The organism is Hymenobacter sp. BRD67 (assembly GCF_013256425.1).
Classification (GTDB): domain Bacteria; phylum Bacteroidota; class Bacteroidia; order Cytophagales; family Hymenobacteraceae; genus Hymenobacter.
Genome location: NZ_CP053904.1, coordinates 1,025,038 through 1,041,102 on the forward strand (window position 1 = coordinate 1,025,038; position 16,065 = coordinate 1,041,102).

Consider the following 16,065-nt stretch of genomic DNA (forward strand, 5'->3'; position numbering starts at 1 on the left):
ATAAATAATATATTATAAAGGTCAACCGAAAGCATAAGGGCTGTCCTATTTCGATAAGCTCATCATGCCTGCTAAACTCTTCCAGGAGGTTCTTGAGCAGCTTATTTCAAATACACCGTGCGCGTGTCGCTTACCAATACCGAAAACACACCCAGGCCGCCCTGCACCGTGCTGTGAATGGCAGAGGGCTGCGCAAACGGGTTGCCGTTGGCATTGCGGGCGTTGCGCGTCGATTGCCGGAAGTCATAATACAGCGAATCGACGTGGTAGAGCGTGGCCGTTACCGTATCGTTGGGCTTGAAGCGGTAGGTGGTTACCTGCGCGTACGACTGGCCATTGAAGAGCTTATCGCTGATGTCGTTATCGGTTTCGGTATTGTTGGCGGGTTTACCCTTGTGCAGCTGTAGCCGATAAAAGTCGGTAGTGGCGCCAGGGTCAGTCCACTTGGTCACGAAATAGGCTTTCTTGTTGTCGCCGGTCAGGTCATTAAATTTGTATTTTACCGAGTCGATAGGAATGAAAGTAGGGACAATGGCAGTGCCCGTGATATGCCGCCCCCGCTTGTCCTGCACATCGAGCCCAAACTGCTGCCCGGCCTGCGCCACCAGCGGCGTGCTGCCAATGTGGGTATGATACTTACCCGTAGCCGCATCGACGCCGGGGCTGAAGCGTAGCGGCATAGGCTGTCCGCCCGGCAGCGTCAGCGTTACGGTTACGTCGGTAGGCAGCTGCACGGTTTGGCCATTGGGCAGCGCAAGCACCTGCGAGCCAGCCGCTATTGCCTGGCCATCATCCAGATAAGGCACCGATTCGGTTACGGTAAGGGCGGGCACTTTGCCGTTTTCGAGGTAGCACTCGGCCACCAGCTGGTTGGCGTAGTAGGGCAGGGGTACGTTCGCGTCGTTTTGCAGCTTGCCACAGCCCGCCAGTAGGGTGATACCGCCCACCAGACCCAAAAACCCAGCGTGCTTCTTTATTATTCGGCTAAACATAATCTTCGGCTAAAGAATTGACTTCAAAAACGGGCAATCCAACAAATCCGCAGTTAGAATTTAAAATTGTACGTTACCGATGGAATTAACGGAAACAAGGATACCTGCTGCGCCTTGTAGCCGGTTACCATATCAGTCGTCTTGTCCCGGATTTGCTCGAAGTAGATGAAGTAGGCATTACGCCGGTTGTAAGCGTTGTAGATGCTAAACGTCAGGTCGCGCTCGCCTCCCATGCGCGAGGGCGCCAGCTTATACACCATGCCCAGGTCGAGGCGATGATAAGGAATCATGCGGTACGAGTTGCGGTCGGGGTACACCGGCACCGCCTGGATGCCGCCCTGGTAAATGTCCTGCAAGGCAAAGCGGCCCAGCGGCAGCGTGGTAGGAGCACCACTCGTGTACACAAAGCTGGCGGTGAGGGAGATGCGCGTACTCAACTCGTGCATCACCACTACCGTCAGGTTGTGCCGCCGGTCGTAGTTGGGGTAAAAATCCTGGCCGTTGTTGATGCCGGTGGTGCCGAGCTGCGGCGGAAAATTGCGCTTGGTCCAGGCCAGCGTGTAGCCGACCCAGCCGGTGGTTTTACCGGTTTTCTTTTCCAGGTACAGCTCGTTGCCGTAGGCCCAGCCGTGGCCGAACAGAAACTGCGAATTCAGGTCGTTGTTGGCAAAAATCTGTGCGCCGTCTTTGAAATCAATCTGGTTTTGCGACCATTTGTAGTAAATCTCATCCGTGAGCAAAAACTGGCCGCCGCCCAGCAAAAAGCTCAGTCCGGTGCTTACCTGCTGCGAGCGCTCGGGCTTCACCGATAAGCGCGACGGATACCAGATATCGGTGGGCAGCGAGGCGCCCGAGTTCGATACCAGGTGCACGTACTGATACATGAGCGCGTAGCTGCCCTTGAGCGAAATCTTGTCGGAGAGCGAGTAGCGGGCGGAGGCGCGGGGCTCGAGGCCGCCGTAATGGTCGGTGCCGCTCTGAAAGCCCGTGAGCCGTAGGCCACCTTCGAGCTGAAGCTTGTCGCTGGCTTTAATATTGTCGGAAACATATATTCCGCCTTCCGCGCCCGTATAGTTGACGTCGGCGTTGATATTGACGCTGTTATCCTGCGAGCTGCGCTGCAGGCGGCCCACGCCAAAGTCGTGGTGTGTGAGCACCGCCCCGAACTTGATAGTATGCCGGTCGTTGGGCACGTAGTCGAAGTCGCTGTGCCCGCTATAATCCAGGATAGTCGAGCCCAGGTTGAAGCTGAACTGGTCGACGCTATTGCCCAGGTTGTACTTATACGAGGTCACGCCGACCGAATTATTCATCGTCAGCCGGGGCGAGAAAACGTGCTGCCAGCGCAGCGCCCCGAGCGTGTTGCCCCAAGTAAAAGCGGCCGTAAAGCCGTTCGGCGACGTAAAGCCGAACACGTCGCGCCCCAGGTAGCCCGTAAAAAATACCTCGTCTTTCTCGCCGAGCTTGTAGTTGCCCTTGGCGTTGAAATCGTAGAAATAATAGTCCGGAATGGGGCTGTAGTCCTCTTTGTGCGCATTGGCCCGGTTGAGCGCCCGGGTGAAAATGTCGAAGTACGTGCGCCGGCCCGACACGATAAATGAACCTTTTCCCTGCTGAATGGGCCCTTCGAAGCTCAGGCGCGACGAGATGAGGCCAATGCCGCCCGTAGTTACGAATTTCTGGCGGTCGCCTTCGCGCAGCTTCACATCGACGACCGACGACAGCCGCCCGCCAAACTGCGCCGGAAAGCCCGATTTGTACAAATCGACACTCTGCACGGCATCTGGATTAAAGACCGAGAAAAGTCCGAACAAGTGATTAGGATTGTACACCAGCACATTATCGAGCAGCACCAGGTTCTGGTCAGAGCCGCCGCCCCGCACAAAAAGCCCGCTGCTGCCCTCGCCGCCGCTTTGCACCCCGGGCTTTAGTTGCAGAGTTTTCAGAATATCAACCTCCCCGAACAGCGCCGGCAACAGCTTGGCTTCCCGAATGCTGAGGTGCTCGACGCCCATCTGGGTTGATTGCAGCTTTTCGCGCAGCGTTTGCTGGCCCTGCACTACTACCTCCCCCAGCTCATTGGTAGAAGCTACGAGCGTAAAGCTGTGCTGCTGATTGCGGTGCAGAGCTACCGTCAGCGATTGGGTAGCGTAGCCCACAAAGGACACAGTCACCTGCTGCGGTCCTTCGGGCAAGGGCAGGCTGAATTTACCATCTGTCTCGGTGGTAGTACCCAGGCCCAGGGCCGGCACCGCCACCGAGGCGCCCGGCAGGGCCGTGCCATCGTCGCCGCGCACCACGCCGCTCAGAATGTGCCGGGTTTGGGCTGCTACGTGCTGCGGTAAGCTGAAAAATAAGCTACAAAGACTACTTACTATATAAAATCGGAGCACTCGGAACATACACGCAAATTACAACCCAAGGGGGTGGCGTTTGGCCAACGCTTACCCCTGGCATTTAGTTTGCGGCGGGCAGTCGCTTATAAATAAGCTCCTACGGCCTGCGTAAGCTGACTGGCCGGCACCACGCCCGCCTGCCGCCACACCGGCTGCCCCTTATGAAACAAAATGAGCGTCGGAATGCTCTGCACCCGAAACTGCTGGGCTACGGCCTGGTTTTTATCGACGTCGATTTTAATGATGCGCAGTTTGCCCTCGTGCTGTGCCGCTACCTGCTGCAAAATGGGCGCCATCGTTTTGCAGGGCCCGCACCAGTCGGCATAAAAATCGACTAATACCGGCATGCCGGGGCTGTTGATGAGCTCGGAGAAGGATTTGCGGGGCATATAAGGAGAGGTGTATAGGTTGCAGAGGTGAGCCAGTCGGCGGGCACCAAAAAGCCCAAAGGCAGTAAGTTTGCAGCCGCAAGCCGGTCCGCCGTCTGCGTAAGTACCTGCGTCTGCTCATTTCGGTTTCGTCTTGCTGCTTTCTAATCCGCTAACCCGCCCGCCCGCCTGGCTGCGCCCCGTATTTCCGGGCAGCGAGTGGCACGGGGCGCCCGTCGGGGCCAGCGGCCGGCCGCAGCTCTACCTCACGTTCGACGACGGCCCCATTCCGGAAGAAACGCCCTGGGTGCTGGAGCAGCTGGCGGCTTACCAGGCCCCCGCCACGTTTTTCTGCGTAGGCGACAACCTGGCCCGCCACCCCGACATTGCCCGCGCTGCGCTGGCCGCCGGCCACCAGCTCGGCAACCACACCCAGCATCACCGCAGCGCCTGGAATAGTGAAAATACTGAATATATTGCCGGCATTGCCGAATGCGAGCGAAATCTGGAATTAGTAAGAAGTAAGGAGGAGTTGATTCCCGGTGCTGCTGCGCCCTCACTGTCAGCTTCCCGGCTTCCCTTGTTTCGGCCGCCCTACGGCCGCCTCACCTGGCCGCTGCTGCAGCTGCTGCGGCCGCATTACCGCGTGGTGATGTGGTCGCTGCTCACCCGCGACTACGACCCCGGCCTTGCGCCCGAGCGGGCCCTGCGCCTGGCCCTGGCCCACACCCGGCCCGGCGACATCATCGTGCTGCACGACTCGCGCAAGGCCAGCCGCTCGCTGCGCTTTCTGCTGCCCCGGCTGCTGGCGCAGTACCGCGAGCAGGGCTACGAGTTTGCGGCACTCTACTAGCGGACTGCCGGGGTGCTGACTGGCAGCCGCGCCTGGCAGGTACTTTTGCGGGCACCTTCTCGTGTATCTCTTGCTGCCTTCTTTGCTTTTGTATTGCCTGCTCTGGCTGGTGCTCATGGCCTGGGCTACCTGGCGGCTGGCCACGCGCCGCGGGGCGGCCACGCCGGTGGCCCGGCCTACGCCGTGGCCGCGCGTCAGCATTCTGGTGGCGGCCCGCAATGAGGAAGGCAACCTGCCGCGCTGCCTGGGCAGCCTGCGCTCGCTGGAGTACCCGGCCAGCCTGCTGGAGATTTTGGTGGGCGACGATGCCAGCACCGACCGAACCCGCGCCGTAGCCGAAGCTTCCCTGGCCGGGTATGAAGGCAATTACCGGGTACTTGCAATAACTGACAACCTGGGCCGGGCGCGTGGTAAGGCCAACGTGCTGGCGCACCTGGCCCGCGCCGCTACTGCTGATTACCTGCTCATTACCGATGCCGATATTGCCGTGCCGCCCACATGGGTGGCGGCCATGCTGGCACATGCCGCGCCGGGCGTGGGCACCGTAACGGGCCTCACGGTGATAGCTGGCCCTGGCCTGTTGGCCCGCCTGCAGCGCCTCGACTGGCTGCTGTCGCTGGCCCTCATTCAGGTGGGCACTGAGGCTGGTCAGCCCCTCACGGCCATGGGCAACAATATGCTAGTCATCCGGCCTGCTTACCAGGCCACCGGCGGTTACGAGGCCTTACCCTTCTCCGTAACCGAAGATTTTGCCTTATTCAAGGCCGTGAATGCGCACGGCTTCGGCTTCCGGCAGCTGTTTGAGCCGGCTGTGCGCGCCACCTCCCTGCCGGCTGCTTCGTGGGGGAGCTTGGTGCAGCAGCGCCTGCGCTGGCTGCGCGGAGTAGCCGCGCTGCCCTGGCACGTGCAGGCCGGCCTGGTGTTTTTTAGCGGCTACTGGCTGGTGGCGCTGGGGCTGGCGCTGGCCGGCCGGCCAGGGCTGGCGCTGGCAGCGCTGGCCCTGAAAATACTGAGTAGCTATGCCCTCACGGTGGCGGCCAGCCAGCGCGCCGGCATTGCCCGGCCCGCCTGGTGGCTGGTGCCGGCCTTCGAAGCATATTCGCTGGCCTTAACTACCCACCTGTCGCTGGTGCGGCTCCTGGGCCGGCGCGGTATCGAATGGAAGGGTAGGACTTACCGCTAATATTTAGTAACGAATTATATAAAAATGACAACCCAATCCAAGCACTTAGAAGCCAGTAGCTATAGTATCATCTCCCTTGAGCCGACCCAGACCTACGCCCTGCGCCAGGCGGTGCTGTGGCCCGATAAACCCCTGACCTACGTGCAATTGCCCGACGATGCGGCCGGCCAGCACTTCGGGGCGTTGGTGGGCGGTGAGTTGCGGGCGGTAATTTCGCTGTTCGTCGCCGGAGCGGAGGCCCGCTTTCGCAAGTTTGCCACCGACCCGGCCTGGCAGGGTAGAGGACTTGGCACGGCGCTGCTGCGCCACATTACGGCCGTGGCGCGAGCGCAGGGAGCCCGCACGCTCGGGTGCGACGCCCGGATGAGTACCCTGCCTTTTTACCGGCGCTTTGGGCTGGCTCCGGCAGGAGACGTGTTTTACAAAGGCGACCTGGCCTATGTGAAACTGAGTTGCTTGCTGTGAAACATATAGTTTTTGCTATGAATTTAATAGAAACCCACGCTCACCTCTATTCCGAGCAGTTTCGGCCCGACCAGGCCGAGGTACTGCACCGGGCCGTGGCCGCCGGCGTCGGCACCATCCTGCTGCCGAATGTAGACCACTCTACCATCGACGCCATGCTGGAGCTGGAAGCCGCCGCGCCCCAAACCTGCCACGCTATGATGGGCCTGCACCCGTGCTCGGTGGGGCCAACGTTTGAGAAGGAGCTGCACCTGGTCGAAGACTGGCTCAGCAAGCGCCCCTTCGTGGCGGTAGGCGAGTGCGGTATCGACTTGTATTGGGATAAAACCTACCTGCCTCAGCAACAGGAGGCCCTGCGCGTGCAGCTAGCGCTGGCCAAACAGTACGACCTGCCCATTGTGCTGCACACCCGCGACGCCTTTGAGGAGGCGTTTGCGCTCGTGGCCGAAGCCCAGGACGGCTCTCTGCGCGGCGTTTTTCACTGCTTTTCGGGTAGCCTGGAGGAGGCCGAGCGCGTTATTGGACTGGGCTTTAAAATGGGTATTGGCGGAGTAGCCACCTTTAAGAATGGTGGCCTCGATAAAGTGCTGCCGCACGTTGAGGTAGCGCATCTGGTGCTCGAAACCGACTGCCCTTATCTGGCACCCGTACCGTATCGGGGCAAGCGCAACGAGCCAGCCTACCTGCCGCTGGTGCTGCACCGGGTGGCCGCGCTGCTGGGCCAGTCGCCCGAGGCAGTGGCGGAGGCAACCACCCGCAACGCGCAGGAGCTATTCCGGCTGGCGAATCAGGGGTAAGTGACTAGTAGAGAAGCTGCTTAAAACCTGGCTTGCTGCCCGTCTTCATTTTTGTTGCTGCGCCTTACTCATTTTGTTGGCTTTCCCTATGCTCTCCGACCTGCCCCTGCTTACCCTGCCCACCGCTACCGATGCTACCGACCGCACCGCGCCCCGGCTGCTTATCCTGTACACGGGCGGGACGGTAGGCATGGCCGTAAACCGCCACCAGGAGCTGGTGCCCATGCACTTCGACAAGCTCGACCGCAAGATGCCCGAGCTGCGGCAGCTGCCTTACCGCCTCGAGCTGCTGGCCTTGCCTCAGCTTATTGACAGCAGCAATGTTACCCCGGCCGACTGGTTGCGGCTGGTCCGGCTTATCGGCCAACACTATGCTGATTTTGATGGGTTTGTGATACTGCATGGCACCGACACCATGGCCTATTCGGCGGCAGCGCTTAGCTTTCTGCTCGAACATTTGGGGAAGCCCGTAGTATTTACCGGGGCGCAGGTGCCCGTTGGCCGCACTCGCTCCGATGCTACCCGCAATCTGCTCACGGCCCTGGAGATAGCCGCCGCCCGGCACCCGCGCGCGCGCACCGTGCGCATGCCCGAGGTAGGCGTTTTTTTTAACGATATCCTTATCCGGGGCACGCGGGCTAAAAAAGTAGAAAGCCAGCAGTTTGCCGCTTTCAAAAGCGAGAACTACCCGCCGCTGGCCCGGGCCGGTATCAATCTGGACTTTAACGACAAAAGCATTCGCCTGCTGCCTGCTGCCCACCTCAGGATTCACGACCGGCTCGAAGAAAAGGTCGCCGTGCTGCGGCTTTTCCCCGGCATCACGGCTGCCGTGGTCGAAGCGGTGCTGGGCGTGCCGGGCCTGCGTGGCTGCGTGCTCGAAACCTACGGCTCGGGCAATGCGCCCACTGCACCTTGGTTTCTGGCCTGCCTCGAGAAAGCCCAGCAGCGCGGGGTATTTATCCTGAACGTAAGCCAGTGCGAAGAAGGCCGCGTAATTCAGGGGCGTTACGAAACCAGTGCCCGGCTTAGTAGCCTCGGGGTTATCGGTGGCGACGACATCACCACCGAAGCGGCTATTACCAAACTCATGTTTGTCCTCGGCCTGGGCTTGCCCGAAGCTCAAATTCGCCAGCAACTCGCACAGGATTTGCGCGGCGAAATCACGCTGTAACAGCTGGTTGCTGCCGATAGTCTATTTCCGTTGCGGGTCCGCAATGCACTTTTTGCCAGCGCAGGCGATTACCTCATCACCTTTCCGCCCTATCTTTGCAGCCCCATTCAGAGAGGTGTCCGAGTGGTCGAAGGAGCACGCCTGGAAAGTGTGTATAGCCCAAAAGGTTATCGTGGGTTCGAATCCCATCCTCTCTGCTTTTAACCGACGAATCCCGTTGTAAGTCAAGTGCTTACAACGGGATTCGTCGGTTAAAAGCAGCAGACAGCTATCCAGACCTTATTTTGCTAACTACCTGTTAGAAAATATTTTACATGATGGGCCGCAGGGGTTGAGCCGGCTGTCCGCTCGTCGTTCGCGCCATGTGTTCAGCAACGAGCGCACAACTGGCGAAAAAGCCGGCAGCCCGCTTCGGCTCCACCTTCCAAATCAGCTTCGTAGTGAAAGAGGATTGCTCACAAGGAGGATTCAGCTAGAACACGCTACTTAACTGATAACCTGCAAGTGCTACGTAGTGGCCGCAGCAAAAAGACGACTGGTAGCGATTTTGTGCAGAAAATACTGATTTTTATGCTATTTGCTTGGTAGCGTAGGGTATTGAATAGTAGCTTAGTAGCAGATTATCCCTTACCGGTTAATTAAATCTGCCACTCTCTCTATCGCTATGACAAACGAACCTACCCTACTTGCCTCTTCGCTCTTGATTGAGCGGCATCTCGAATTCCTGGCGGGCCTGCCGAGCGCCCAGCAGCCTTATCCTGCGCCGCGCCCCACGGGCGCGGCCGGTAAGACGCTGCCGTTCCGGCCGTGGCTGGGAACCGACTTTCGCTACACCGTTGTAGCGCGTTAGCGGAAGGTAAAGCTCCTCCCTGCGCGTCAGTATGTGCAGGGAGGAGCTTAAGCCGGCTAGCCTTTCAGCTGCCGGTAGTGGCCTCGCGTAGTAGTCAGGTATGGGGTGCCTAATGTAGCTCCAGGCCACCCAGCAAAACGGTAATGATATTATTTTCCAGCTCTTCGGCCGTTAGGCCACGGCCGGGCCTGTACCAGAGCTCCACCCAGCGCACTGCCGACAGCACCGTAAACAAGGCTACCGAGGCATTTACCGGCCGAAACTCACCCGCCGCTATCCCAGCCTCGATGAGCGCGGCAAAGCCTTTCTCATAACTCTTACGTGCCTGCTTAAACTCCGTCAGCCGAGGTTCGGGCAGGTATTTCCAATCATGATTGGCTACCGATACGGCGGCCCCGTCCTCCACCATCAGGCGGATATGCAGGCGCACGAGGGCCTTTATCTTCTCGCTGTACGAAATGCCAGTGTGCTCGATAGCAGCTAGCTGCGAGATATACGTGTCCGAAATCCGAAAGCAGATAGTATCCAGCAGCTCGTCTTTCGACTTGATGTGATTGTACATGCTTGCGGCCTCCATGCCAACCTGGCCAGCCAGGTCACGCATAGAGGTTCCACTATATCCACGGTCTTTGAAAAGCTTGGCTGCTTCGGCCAGAATCAGCTCACGCTTAACCGATTTCTTCGTCTTGAGCATGGAAAGGCGGGTGGGAGAGGAGTACGCCCTACAAAGTTACTTCCATACGCGCCACCCTAACGAATGTTTGTTAATAGTCGCGCGGCGTGCGCGGGTCCACGGTGCCACTTACCATGCGGGAAACGAGCCCCTGGTCTTCGGTGATTTCTGACCACACTACGCCGACCACATGCAGTACAATGTAGCCGATTATCAGATACATGGTTACATTATGTATTTCCGAGGCCGTATGCTCCAGGCGGTGCAGCCAGGGTACATCATCGGCCCAGGTCAGGGCAAGGCCAGTTACTACCATCGTGGTAATAAACAGGTAAAACGCGGCGTAAGTGAGTTTGGCGAACAACGCATGGCGGGCATCGGCGTGCTCGGCCGGGGCCGCCAGCTTAAAGCGCCGCGCCGCGGCCATCAGCCGTGCCCCAAAGCGGCGGCCCGCTGGGTCCAGGGCCTGCATCACAGTCCAGAACAGCCAGAAAGCCGCCAGCGTAAGGCCAATCCAGATGTGCCAGTGCCAGATGCGCTCGCTGATGACGTGAGCCATCGCCCGGCCCTGCTGCTCGGTAAGGTTGCCGCCACCCTTGCTGAAAGCCTGCTGAAACTCCGGAACGGCTCCTCGGGCGTTGACGATAACCTTCTGGAAAAGAATCGTTAGCAGCTGGCCCGACACCAGGGCAGCGTTTATCCAGTGCCACAGGCGCATGGGGCCGAGTAGTCGTGAGTGGCGGTGGCGGGCGGCAGAGCGGGTGACGGCATGCAAAGTGAAATAAGGCGCAGGGTACAGACGTAATTCCTCGGCTAAAGTATTGATAATATTACTTGTACAATCAATACTTTGTCTATTATTCAACTAAAAACAACGGCATGCATCTGAAAATCAGATATTTACTGCGCAATTGCTTCCGGCTCGGCGATAGTACTGGGCACCAACGTGCGGCCCGGGTAAATCAGCAAAGCATGCTCCAGGCACGTCAAGGCTGCATCAAGGTCTTGTAAATTCAATATATAGGCAAGGCGCACTTGCTGGCGGCCCAAGTCCGGCGTTTGGTAAAAGCCATTGGCTGGTGACAGCATCAGCGTCTGGTTTTTATAGCTGAAATCGGTCAGCAGCCATTCGCCAAAGCGCTCGGCATCGTCTACGGGCAGGTGGGCCATTACATAGAAAGCGCCGCCGGGCACCGGGCACTGCACACCGGGCATGGCTTGCAGGCGGCGCACGGCCAGGTCGCGGCGGGCCTGATACTCCGCGCGGTTTTCGTCAAAATAGCTTTCGGGCAGGGCAACTGCGGCCTCGCCCAGCAGCATGCCCAGGCCGGGCGGACTAATACGCATCTGGGCAAAGTGAAAGGCGGCCTGAAACACGTCTTTGTTACGCGTCACGAGCGAGCCTACCCGCGCCCCGCAGGCGCTGTAGCGCTTCGAGATGGTATCCAGCACCACTACATAGGGCTCGCCGCCCGCCAGGTTGAGGGCGCTGGTAGCGCGGGCGCCGTCGTAGCAATATTCGCGGTAGGCCTCATCCGAGAGCAGAAACAGCTGGTGCTGACGGCACAGCTGGAGCAAGGCTTCCAGCTCGGCGCGGCTATACACGTAGCCCGTAGGGTTATTCGGGTTGCACAGCAGAATAGCCTTGGTACGGGGCGTAATAACTGCTTCAAAATCAGCTAGCGGCGGCAGGGCAAAGCCGTTGTCAATAGTGGCCGTCACGGTTACAATATGCACGCCCGCCGCAATAGCGAAGGCCGTGTACGCTCCATAAAAGGGTTCTGGCACTATCAGCTCGTCGCCGGGGTTCAGGCAGGTGAGCAGCGCAAACAGGATAGCCTCGCTGCCGGCCGTCGTCACCAGTATTTCCCCGGTGGCTACCTCAATGCCGGCGCGGTGGTAGTAGGCAGTCAGCTTCTGCCGGTAGCTGTCGGTGCCCGCGCCATTGCTATAGGCCAGCACCCGAATATCGGCCTTGCGCACGGCCTCAAACATGCTCGGCGGGGTGGCGATATCGGGCTGACCAATATTAAGCTGATAGACTTTTTTGCCCTGTTGACGGGCAGCTTCGGCAAACGGGGCCAGCTTGCGAAAGGGCGAAACGGGCATATCCTGCCCCCGCTGCGATACGGATAACGACATAAGCTAAATATCGAATAATATAAACGTAAAAATGTGCTGAATGCGAAGTGGTAAAAGCTGCCGCGTTAAGTAAAAACGTCCACAGCATCCCATTTTTCCATTCAGCACATTTTCAGCTGTAGTGGCTAGCCGTTGCGCTTGTTCAGCTCATCCCGAATCTTGGCGGCTTTTTCGTAGTCTTCTTTTTCCAGTGCCTGCGCCAGCATCTTGGTCAGCTCGTCGAGCGACACCTGCCCGCTGGGCTCGCGGGGCTCGGTGGCTTTGGCCGCGCGCGGGGCCTCACTTTCGCTCTCCTCTTCGTCCTCATCGTGGTCGTCGTCATCCTCTTCTTCTTCGCCCGCCTCGTCGAGGTCGGAGAGGATGATGCCGGCTTCACTGAGCACACTTTCTACCGTAAAAATGGGCACTCCGAAGCGCAGGCCAATCGCAATGGCATCGGAAGGCCGGGCATCAATCTCAAAGGTGGTAGCCCCGTCGGAGCACACGATGCGCGAATAAAATACGCCTTCCTTGAGGTCGGAGATAACTACTTCAATAATAGTGACGTGCACATGCTCGGCAAACGCCTTGAACAGGTCGTGCGTGAGGGGCCGGTTGGGGCTGATTTTCTCAATCTGGATGGCAATGCTCTGGGCCTCAAACATGCCGATGATAATCGGCAGGCGGCGGTTGCCATGCTTCTCGCCCAGGATAAGGGCAAAGGAGCCGGATTGCGACTGCGAGGAGGACAGGCCCAGAATTTCGAGGGGTATTTTTTTCAAGGGTCTCGGGGACTTGAATTCTTGGTAAATAAAAGCGATGCTTTCCGTACGACAAATAAAGCGAGTACGGCCGGAAACGGCTCACAAAAAAAGCTGAATTTGACGTAAAATACGAAATAAGAACGTCATGCTGAGCTTGCAAAGCAGCTTGTCCGAACTGCCGGATGCATGACCCGACAGCGCGAACAAGCTGCTTTGCAAGCCCACCATGACGTTACTGGCCTAGCAACGCGCCTTACCCCAGCGCTTTTACCGCTGCTGTCAGCTTAGGCAATACGTCAAATACATCGCCCACAATACCGTAGTCGGCAGCTTTGAAGAACGGGGCTTCCGGGTCTTTGTTGATGACCACAATAACCTTCGAGGAGTTGACGCCCGCCAGGTGCTGAATCGCGCCCGAAATGCCACAAGCAATATATAAATTTGGCGATACTGTGATGCCTGTCTGCCCCACGTGCTCGTGGTGCGGACGCCAATCCACGTCCGATACCGGCTTCGAGCAGGCCGTGGCCGCGCCCAGCGCTTTGGCCAGGTCTTCGATAAGATGCCAGTTTTCGGGGCCTTTCATGCCCCGGCCGCCTGATACGACGCGCTCGGCTTCGGGCAGCAAAATGCCGCCGGCCTGGTCCTGCATCACTACCTGCTTGGGCGCATCGGCAAAATCCGCATCGGAGAGCTGAGCGGCAAAAGCGACTACCTCGGCCGTTTTGCCGGCCTCGTGCTGGGCTTCGATGGAGTTCTTTTTAACGGCGATAATCTTGCGCTCACCGCTCAGCACTACATCCGAAAAGGCTTTGCCCGAGAAGGCGCCCCGCTTTACCGTAAACTGGCCACCGTCGGTTTTGGGGAGCTCTACCACGTTGGTCGCCAGCGAGGCTTGCAGCCGGATGGACAAGCGCGAACCCACAGTAGCACCGATGTTGCTGTTGGCCAGCACAATTACCTTGGCATCTTCCTGCTGAGCCGCCGTGGCAATAAGCTTGGTGTACGCATTGTTTACGAAATCCTTCAGGCGCGGCTCCTTGTCATAGAGCACTTTGGTAATGCCTTGCTCGCCGAGCCTGGCAAGACTGGCGTCGGAGGCTTCGCCCACGGCAATGGCCGTAGCGCTGGTGCCGAGCTGCGCTGCAAGCTGCGCGCCATACGTAGCCACTTCGAGCGAAGATTTCTTTACTTCACCCTTATCGCATTCCACTACTACTAAAACTGACATCTTTTGGGAGTTATAAGTTAAAAGTTAGGAGTTAGGAGTTGCCAGTCTGAGCTTGGGATGGACGAGCGGCCACCCCTGACTCCTGACTTTTAACTCATAACTCTCCTTATATTACTTTCGCTTCGTTGCGCAGCAGCTTGATGAGGTCGCCGGCGCTTTCGGCGGGTATCAGCTTCACGCCCTGCTTCTTGGGGGCAGGGCGTACTCCTGCACCTGGGTGCGGGCCGCGTCGCCGGTAGCAGCTACTACTTTCAGGGGCTTGGTGCGGGCCGTCATAATGCCGCGCATATTGGGAATGCGGGGCTCGCACATGGGCTGCTGGCACGAGGCCACGAAGGGCGTATTGACGCTCACTATCTCCTTGCCGCCCTCAATCTCGCGCTCCAGGGTGGCAGTGTTGCCGCTCATATCCAGCTTCATAGCCGGGGCCACGGTTGGGATGCCGAGCAGCTCGCCCACCATGCCGTGCACCTGAAAGCCATTATAGTCAATGCTTTCCTTGCCCATCAGAATGATGTCGTAGGCGCCTTCTTTGGCGATAGCCGCGATTTGCTCGGCCACGAAAAACGCATCCTTCGGGCGGCATTTACCCGAATGGCGTCGTCGGCGCCGATGGCCAGCGCTTTCCGAATGTTGGGCTCCGTGTCGGCTTCGCCTACATTTAAGACGGTTACGGTGCCGCTGCCGGCCGCCTCTTTCAGCTCGATGGCGCGGGTCAGGGCGTATTCGTCCCAGGGGTTAATCACAAACTGCACCCCGGCCTTGTTAAACTCCTTATTATCGGGCGTAAAGGTAATTTTGGTGGTTGTGTCGGGTACGTTAGAGATGCAAACCAGAAACTTCATCTAAGCAAGGTTAGGGTGAGAAGAGAATACAAAAGTAGTCGGCTTGCATAACAGTTGCCAAGCCTGAAAAGGCCTTTCGGCCCCGTTATAAACCCGAATGCGGCGCGCACGTCGCAATTTCGTCCCAAAGATAGCCAAAACCCTTCCCATGAGTACCCCCAGCCGCTTACAGCAACTGTTAGCTTTTTACGAAGAAGACCCCAACGATGCCTTCACCATCTACGCCCTGGCCACCGAGTACCGGGCGGCCGAGCCGCTGCGGGCCTGGGAATTTTACCAGAAGCTGCTGACCGGGCACCCCGATTACGTGGGTACTTATTACCACGCCGGCAAGCTGCTCGAAGGCTTTGGCAAGAAAGATGAGGCCGAGCAGGTATATCGCAAAGGCTTGATAGTAAGCCGGAAGGCTGGTCAGCTACACGCTGCCAGCGAGCTGCAGCAGGCCCTCAACAGCTGCCTGGGCCTCGATTACGAAGACGACTAGCCGTAGGCCCAGGCAGCTCACCACTTACTTGATAAAGCGCGCCAGGGTAGCTTGAATATCGTCGCCACGCAGGTTAGTAGCCACGATTTTGCCCTGCGGGTCGATAAGAAAGTTCTGCGGAATAGATTTTATCCCGTATTGCTGGGCCGTGGTGCCGTCGAAGCCGCGTAGTTCCGATACCTGCGTCCAGGGCAGGTGGTCATCGGCAATGGCCTTGACTCACTTTTCGCGGCTTTTTTCGTCATCGAGCGACACGCCCAGTACCTCAAAGTTGCGCACCTTAAAGGCTTCGTAGGCTTTGAGCACGTTGGGGTTTTCAGCGCGGCAGGGCGTGCACCAGCTAGCCCAAAAATCCACTAATACATATTTGCCCCGGTAATCGGCCAGCGATACCTGTTTGCCATCGGGCGTGGTTTGGGTGAAGGCGGGCGCCTGCGCACCAATGGCGGTGGCTTTCAGGCCGGCTAGCATGTCGCCGTAGAACTTGCCGGGCGGACTGGCACGCTGGGCCGGGGTGAGGGCGGCATAGAGAGGTGCTACCTCCGCGTACTGGGGCGGATTCATCTGGCGCGCATACTGCAAAGCTTCCAGGCTTACCCAGGAGGTAGGGTGGGACTTGACAAAAACCAGGTAGGCTTGCGCATATTCCTTGCTAATGGCATCAAATTCCGCTTGCGACTTACTAGTATTAGCCTTCTTGGCTATCGGCTTGGTTACCTCATTTATGCGCAGGTAGTCGGCCGTGAGCGGGCCGCCGGTGAGGCGGGCTGTGCGCATCGAATCGGCACTGTTAACCACCACCGGGCCAGGCTCCAGAAACAAGCGGATGCGGTCGGGCGATTCAACGTATACCGTTGCCATTTTGCCTCCAA

16 protein-coding genes, 1 tRNA gene and 1 pseudogene are annotated in these 16,065 nt (G+C 58.4%); 8 read left to right on the plus strand and 10 right to left on the minus strand.

Annotated features, from left to right (window positions below):
- Nucleotides 1-101 precede the first annotated feature (101 nt).
- From GKZ67_RS04640 to trxA, 3 genes are all read right to left on the minus strand, one after another.
- Complete coding sequence (locus GKZ67_RS04640; protein WP_173241346.1) at nt 102-947, minus strand: DUF4249 domain-containing protein; 846 nt, start codon at nt 945-947, stop codon at nt 102-104.
- 98 nt (nt 948-1,045) lie between these two features.
- Nucleotides 1,046-3,394, minus strand: a complete 2,349-nt coding sequence (locus tag GKZ67_RS04645; RefSeq protein ID WP_173241347.1) for a TonB-dependent receptor — start codon at nt 3,392-3,394, stop codon at nt 1,046-1,048.
- Nucleotides 3,395-3,471: 77 nt separating this feature from the next.
- Nucleotides 3,472-3,777 (minus strand): thioredoxin, encoded by a 306-nt coding sequence (gene trxA / locus GKZ67_RS04650; RefSeq protein ID WP_151088032.1) that lies wholly within the window; start codon nt 3,775-3,777, stop codon nt 3,472-3,474.
- A 133-nt stretch (nt 3,778-3,910) separates the two neighbouring features.
- On the opposite strand from trxA, the gene GKZ67_RS04655 reads away from it, so the two are divergent.
- The 7 genes from GKZ67_RS04655 to GKZ67_RS04685 all read left to right on the plus strand — a co-directional run bounded on the left by GKZ67_RS04655 (nt 3,911) and on the right by GKZ67_RS04685 (nt 9,075).
- Nucleotides 3,911-4,609, plus strand: coding sequence for a polysaccharide deacetylase family protein (locus GKZ67_RS04655; protein WP_254245062.1), 699 nt, complete (start codon nt 3,911-3,913; stop codon nt 4,607-4,609).
- A gap of 88 nt (nt 4,610-4,697) precedes the next feature.
- Nucleotides 4,698-5,792: a glycosyltransferase gene (locus GKZ67_RS04660; protein ID WP_173241348.1), complete on the plus strand. Its 1,095-nt coding sequence runs from the start codon at nt 4,698-4,700 to the stop codon at nt 5,790-5,792.
- 24 nt (nt 5,793-5,816) lie between these two features.
- On the plus strand, nt 5,817-6,257 hold the full coding sequence (locus GKZ67_RS04665; protein ID WP_173241349.1) for a GNAT family N-acetyltransferase: 441 nt from the start codon (nt 5,817-5,819) through the stop codon (nt 6,255-6,257).
- A gap of 17 nt (nt 6,258-6,274) precedes the next feature.
- Nucleotides 6,275-7,054: a TatD family hydrolase gene (locus GKZ67_RS04670; RefSeq protein WP_173241350.1), complete on the plus strand. Its 780-nt coding sequence runs from the start codon at nt 6,275-6,277 to the stop codon at nt 7,052-7,054.
- 88 nt (nt 7,055-7,142) lie between these two features.
- Nucleotides 7,143-8,225, plus strand: coding sequence for an asparaginase (locus tag GKZ67_RS04675; RefSeq protein WP_173241351.1), 1,083 nt, complete (start codon nt 7,143-7,145; stop codon nt 8,223-8,225).
- A gap of 109 nt (nt 8,226-8,334) precedes the next feature.
- Nucleotides 8,335-8,422, plus strand: a tRNA-Ser gene (locus GKZ67_RS04680).
- A gap of 467 nt (nt 8,423-8,889) precedes the next feature.
- Nucleotides 8,890-9,075, plus strand: a complete 186-nt coding sequence (locus GKZ67_RS04685) for a hypothetical protein (RefSeq protein WP_173241352.1) — start codon at nt 8,890-8,892, stop codon at nt 9,073-9,075.
- A 109-nt stretch (nt 9,076-9,184) separates the two neighbouring features.
- Here GKZ67_RS04685 and GKZ67_RS04690 read toward each other — a convergent pair whose 3' ends face one another.
- From GKZ67_RS04690 to GKZ67_RS04715, 6 genes and pseudogenes are all read right to left on the minus strand, one after another.
- A complete protein-coding gene (locus GKZ67_RS04690) occupies nt 9,185-9,769 on the minus strand; it encodes a TetR/AcrR family transcriptional regulator (protein ID WP_173241353.1) in 585 nt (194 codons plus the stop codon).
- Between the two features lie 70 nt (nt 9,770-9,839).
- The gene (locus GKZ67_RS04695) at nt 9,840-10,523 is read right to left on the minus strand and encodes a cytochrome b/b6 domain-containing protein (protein ID WP_173241354.1); all 684 of its coding nucleotides are present in this window, start codon (nt 10,521-10,523) and stop codon (nt 9,840-9,842) included.
- 125 nt (nt 10,524-10,648) lie between these two features.
- Nucleotides 10,649-11,890 carry a pyridoxal phosphate-dependent aminotransferase gene (locus GKZ67_RS04700; RefSeq protein ID WP_173241355.1) on the minus strand — a complete coding sequence of 414 codons (1,242 nt, stop codon included), beginning with the start codon at nt 11,888-11,890 and terminating at the stop codon, nt 10,649-10,651.
- Between the two features lie 125 nt (nt 11,891-12,015).
- On the minus strand, nt 12,016-12,651 hold the full coding sequence (locus GKZ67_RS04705) for a bifunctional nuclease family protein (protein WP_173241356.1): 636 nt from the start codon (nt 12,649-12,651) through the stop codon (nt 12,016-12,018).
- 235 nt (nt 12,652-12,886) lie between these two features.
- A complete protein-coding gene (locus GKZ67_RS04710) occupies nt 12,887-13,864 on the minus strand; it encodes an electron transfer flavoprotein subunit alpha/FixB family protein (protein WP_173241357.1) in 978 nt (325 codons plus the stop codon).
- A gap of 106 nt (nt 13,865-13,970) precedes the next feature.
- Nucleotides 13,971-14,709, minus strand: a pseudogene (locus GKZ67_RS04715) (electron transfer flavoprotein subunit beta/FixA family protein).
- Nucleotides 14,710-14,857: 148 nt separating this feature from the next.
- Here GKZ67_RS04715 and GKZ67_RS04720 point away from each other — a divergent pair.
- The gene (locus GKZ67_RS04720) at nt 14,858-15,193 is read left to right on the plus strand and encodes a tetratricopeptide repeat protein (protein ID WP_173241358.1); all 336 of its coding nucleotides are present in this window, start codon (nt 14,858-14,860) and stop codon (nt 15,191-15,193) included.
- 219 nt (nt 15,194-15,412) lie between these two features.
- On the opposite strand, the gene GKZ67_RS04725 is transcribed toward GKZ67_RS04720, so the two are convergent.
- Complete coding sequence (locus tag GKZ67_RS04725) at nt 15,413-16,054, minus strand: peroxiredoxin family protein (protein ID WP_173241359.1); 642 nt, start codon at nt 16,052-16,054, stop codon at nt 15,413-15,415.
- Nucleotides 16,055-16,065 lie beyond the last annotated feature (11 nt).

Excerpts from the sequence above, each read along its gene's own strand:
- GKZ67_RS04700 (WP_173241355.1), bottom strand. The coding sequence starts at position 11,890 with ATGTCGTTATCCGTATCGCAGCGGGGGCAGGATATGCCCGTTTCGCCC.
- GKZ67_RS04710 (WP_173241357.1), bottom strand. The coding sequence starts at position 13,864 with ATGTCAGTTTTAGTAGTAGTGGAATGCGATAAGGGTGAAGTAAAGAAA.
- GKZ67_RS04685 (WP_173241352.1), top strand. The coding sequence starts at position 8,890 with ATGACAAACGAACCTACCCTACTTGCCTCTTCGCTCTTGATTGAGCGG.
- GKZ67_RS04665 (WP_173241349.1), top strand. The coding sequence starts at position 5,817 with ATGACAACCCAATCCAAGCACTTAGAAGCCAGTAGCTATAGTATCATC.
- GKZ67_RS04725 (WP_173241359.1), bottom strand. The coding sequence starts at position 16,054 with ATGGCAACGGTATACGTTGAATCGCCCGACCGCATCCGCTTGTTTCTG.
- GKZ67_RS04720 (WP_173241358.1), top strand. The coding sequence starts at position 14,858 with ATGAGTACCCCCAGCCGCTTACAGCAACTGTTAGCTTTTTACGAAGAA.
- GKZ67_RS04675 (WP_173241351.1), top strand. The coding sequence starts at position 7,143 with ATGCTCTCCGACCTGCCCCTGCTTACCCTGCCCACCGCTACCGATGCT.
- GKZ67_RS04670 (WP_173241350.1), top strand. The coding sequence starts at position 6,275 with ATGAATTTAATAGAAACCCACGCTCACCTCTATTCCGAGCAGTTTCGG.
- GKZ67_RS04690 (WP_173241353.1), bottom strand. The coding sequence starts at position 9,769 with ATGCTCAAGACGAAGAAATCGGTTAAGCGTGAGCTGATTCTGGCCGAA.
- trxA (WP_151088032.1), bottom strand. The coding sequence starts at position 3,777 with ATGCCCCGCAAATCCTTCTCCGAGCTCATCAACAGCCCCGGCATGCCG.
- GKZ67_RS04645 (WP_173241347.1), bottom strand. The coding sequence starts at position 3,394 with ATGTTCCGAGTGCTCCGATTTTATATAGTAAGTAGTCTTTGTAGCTTA.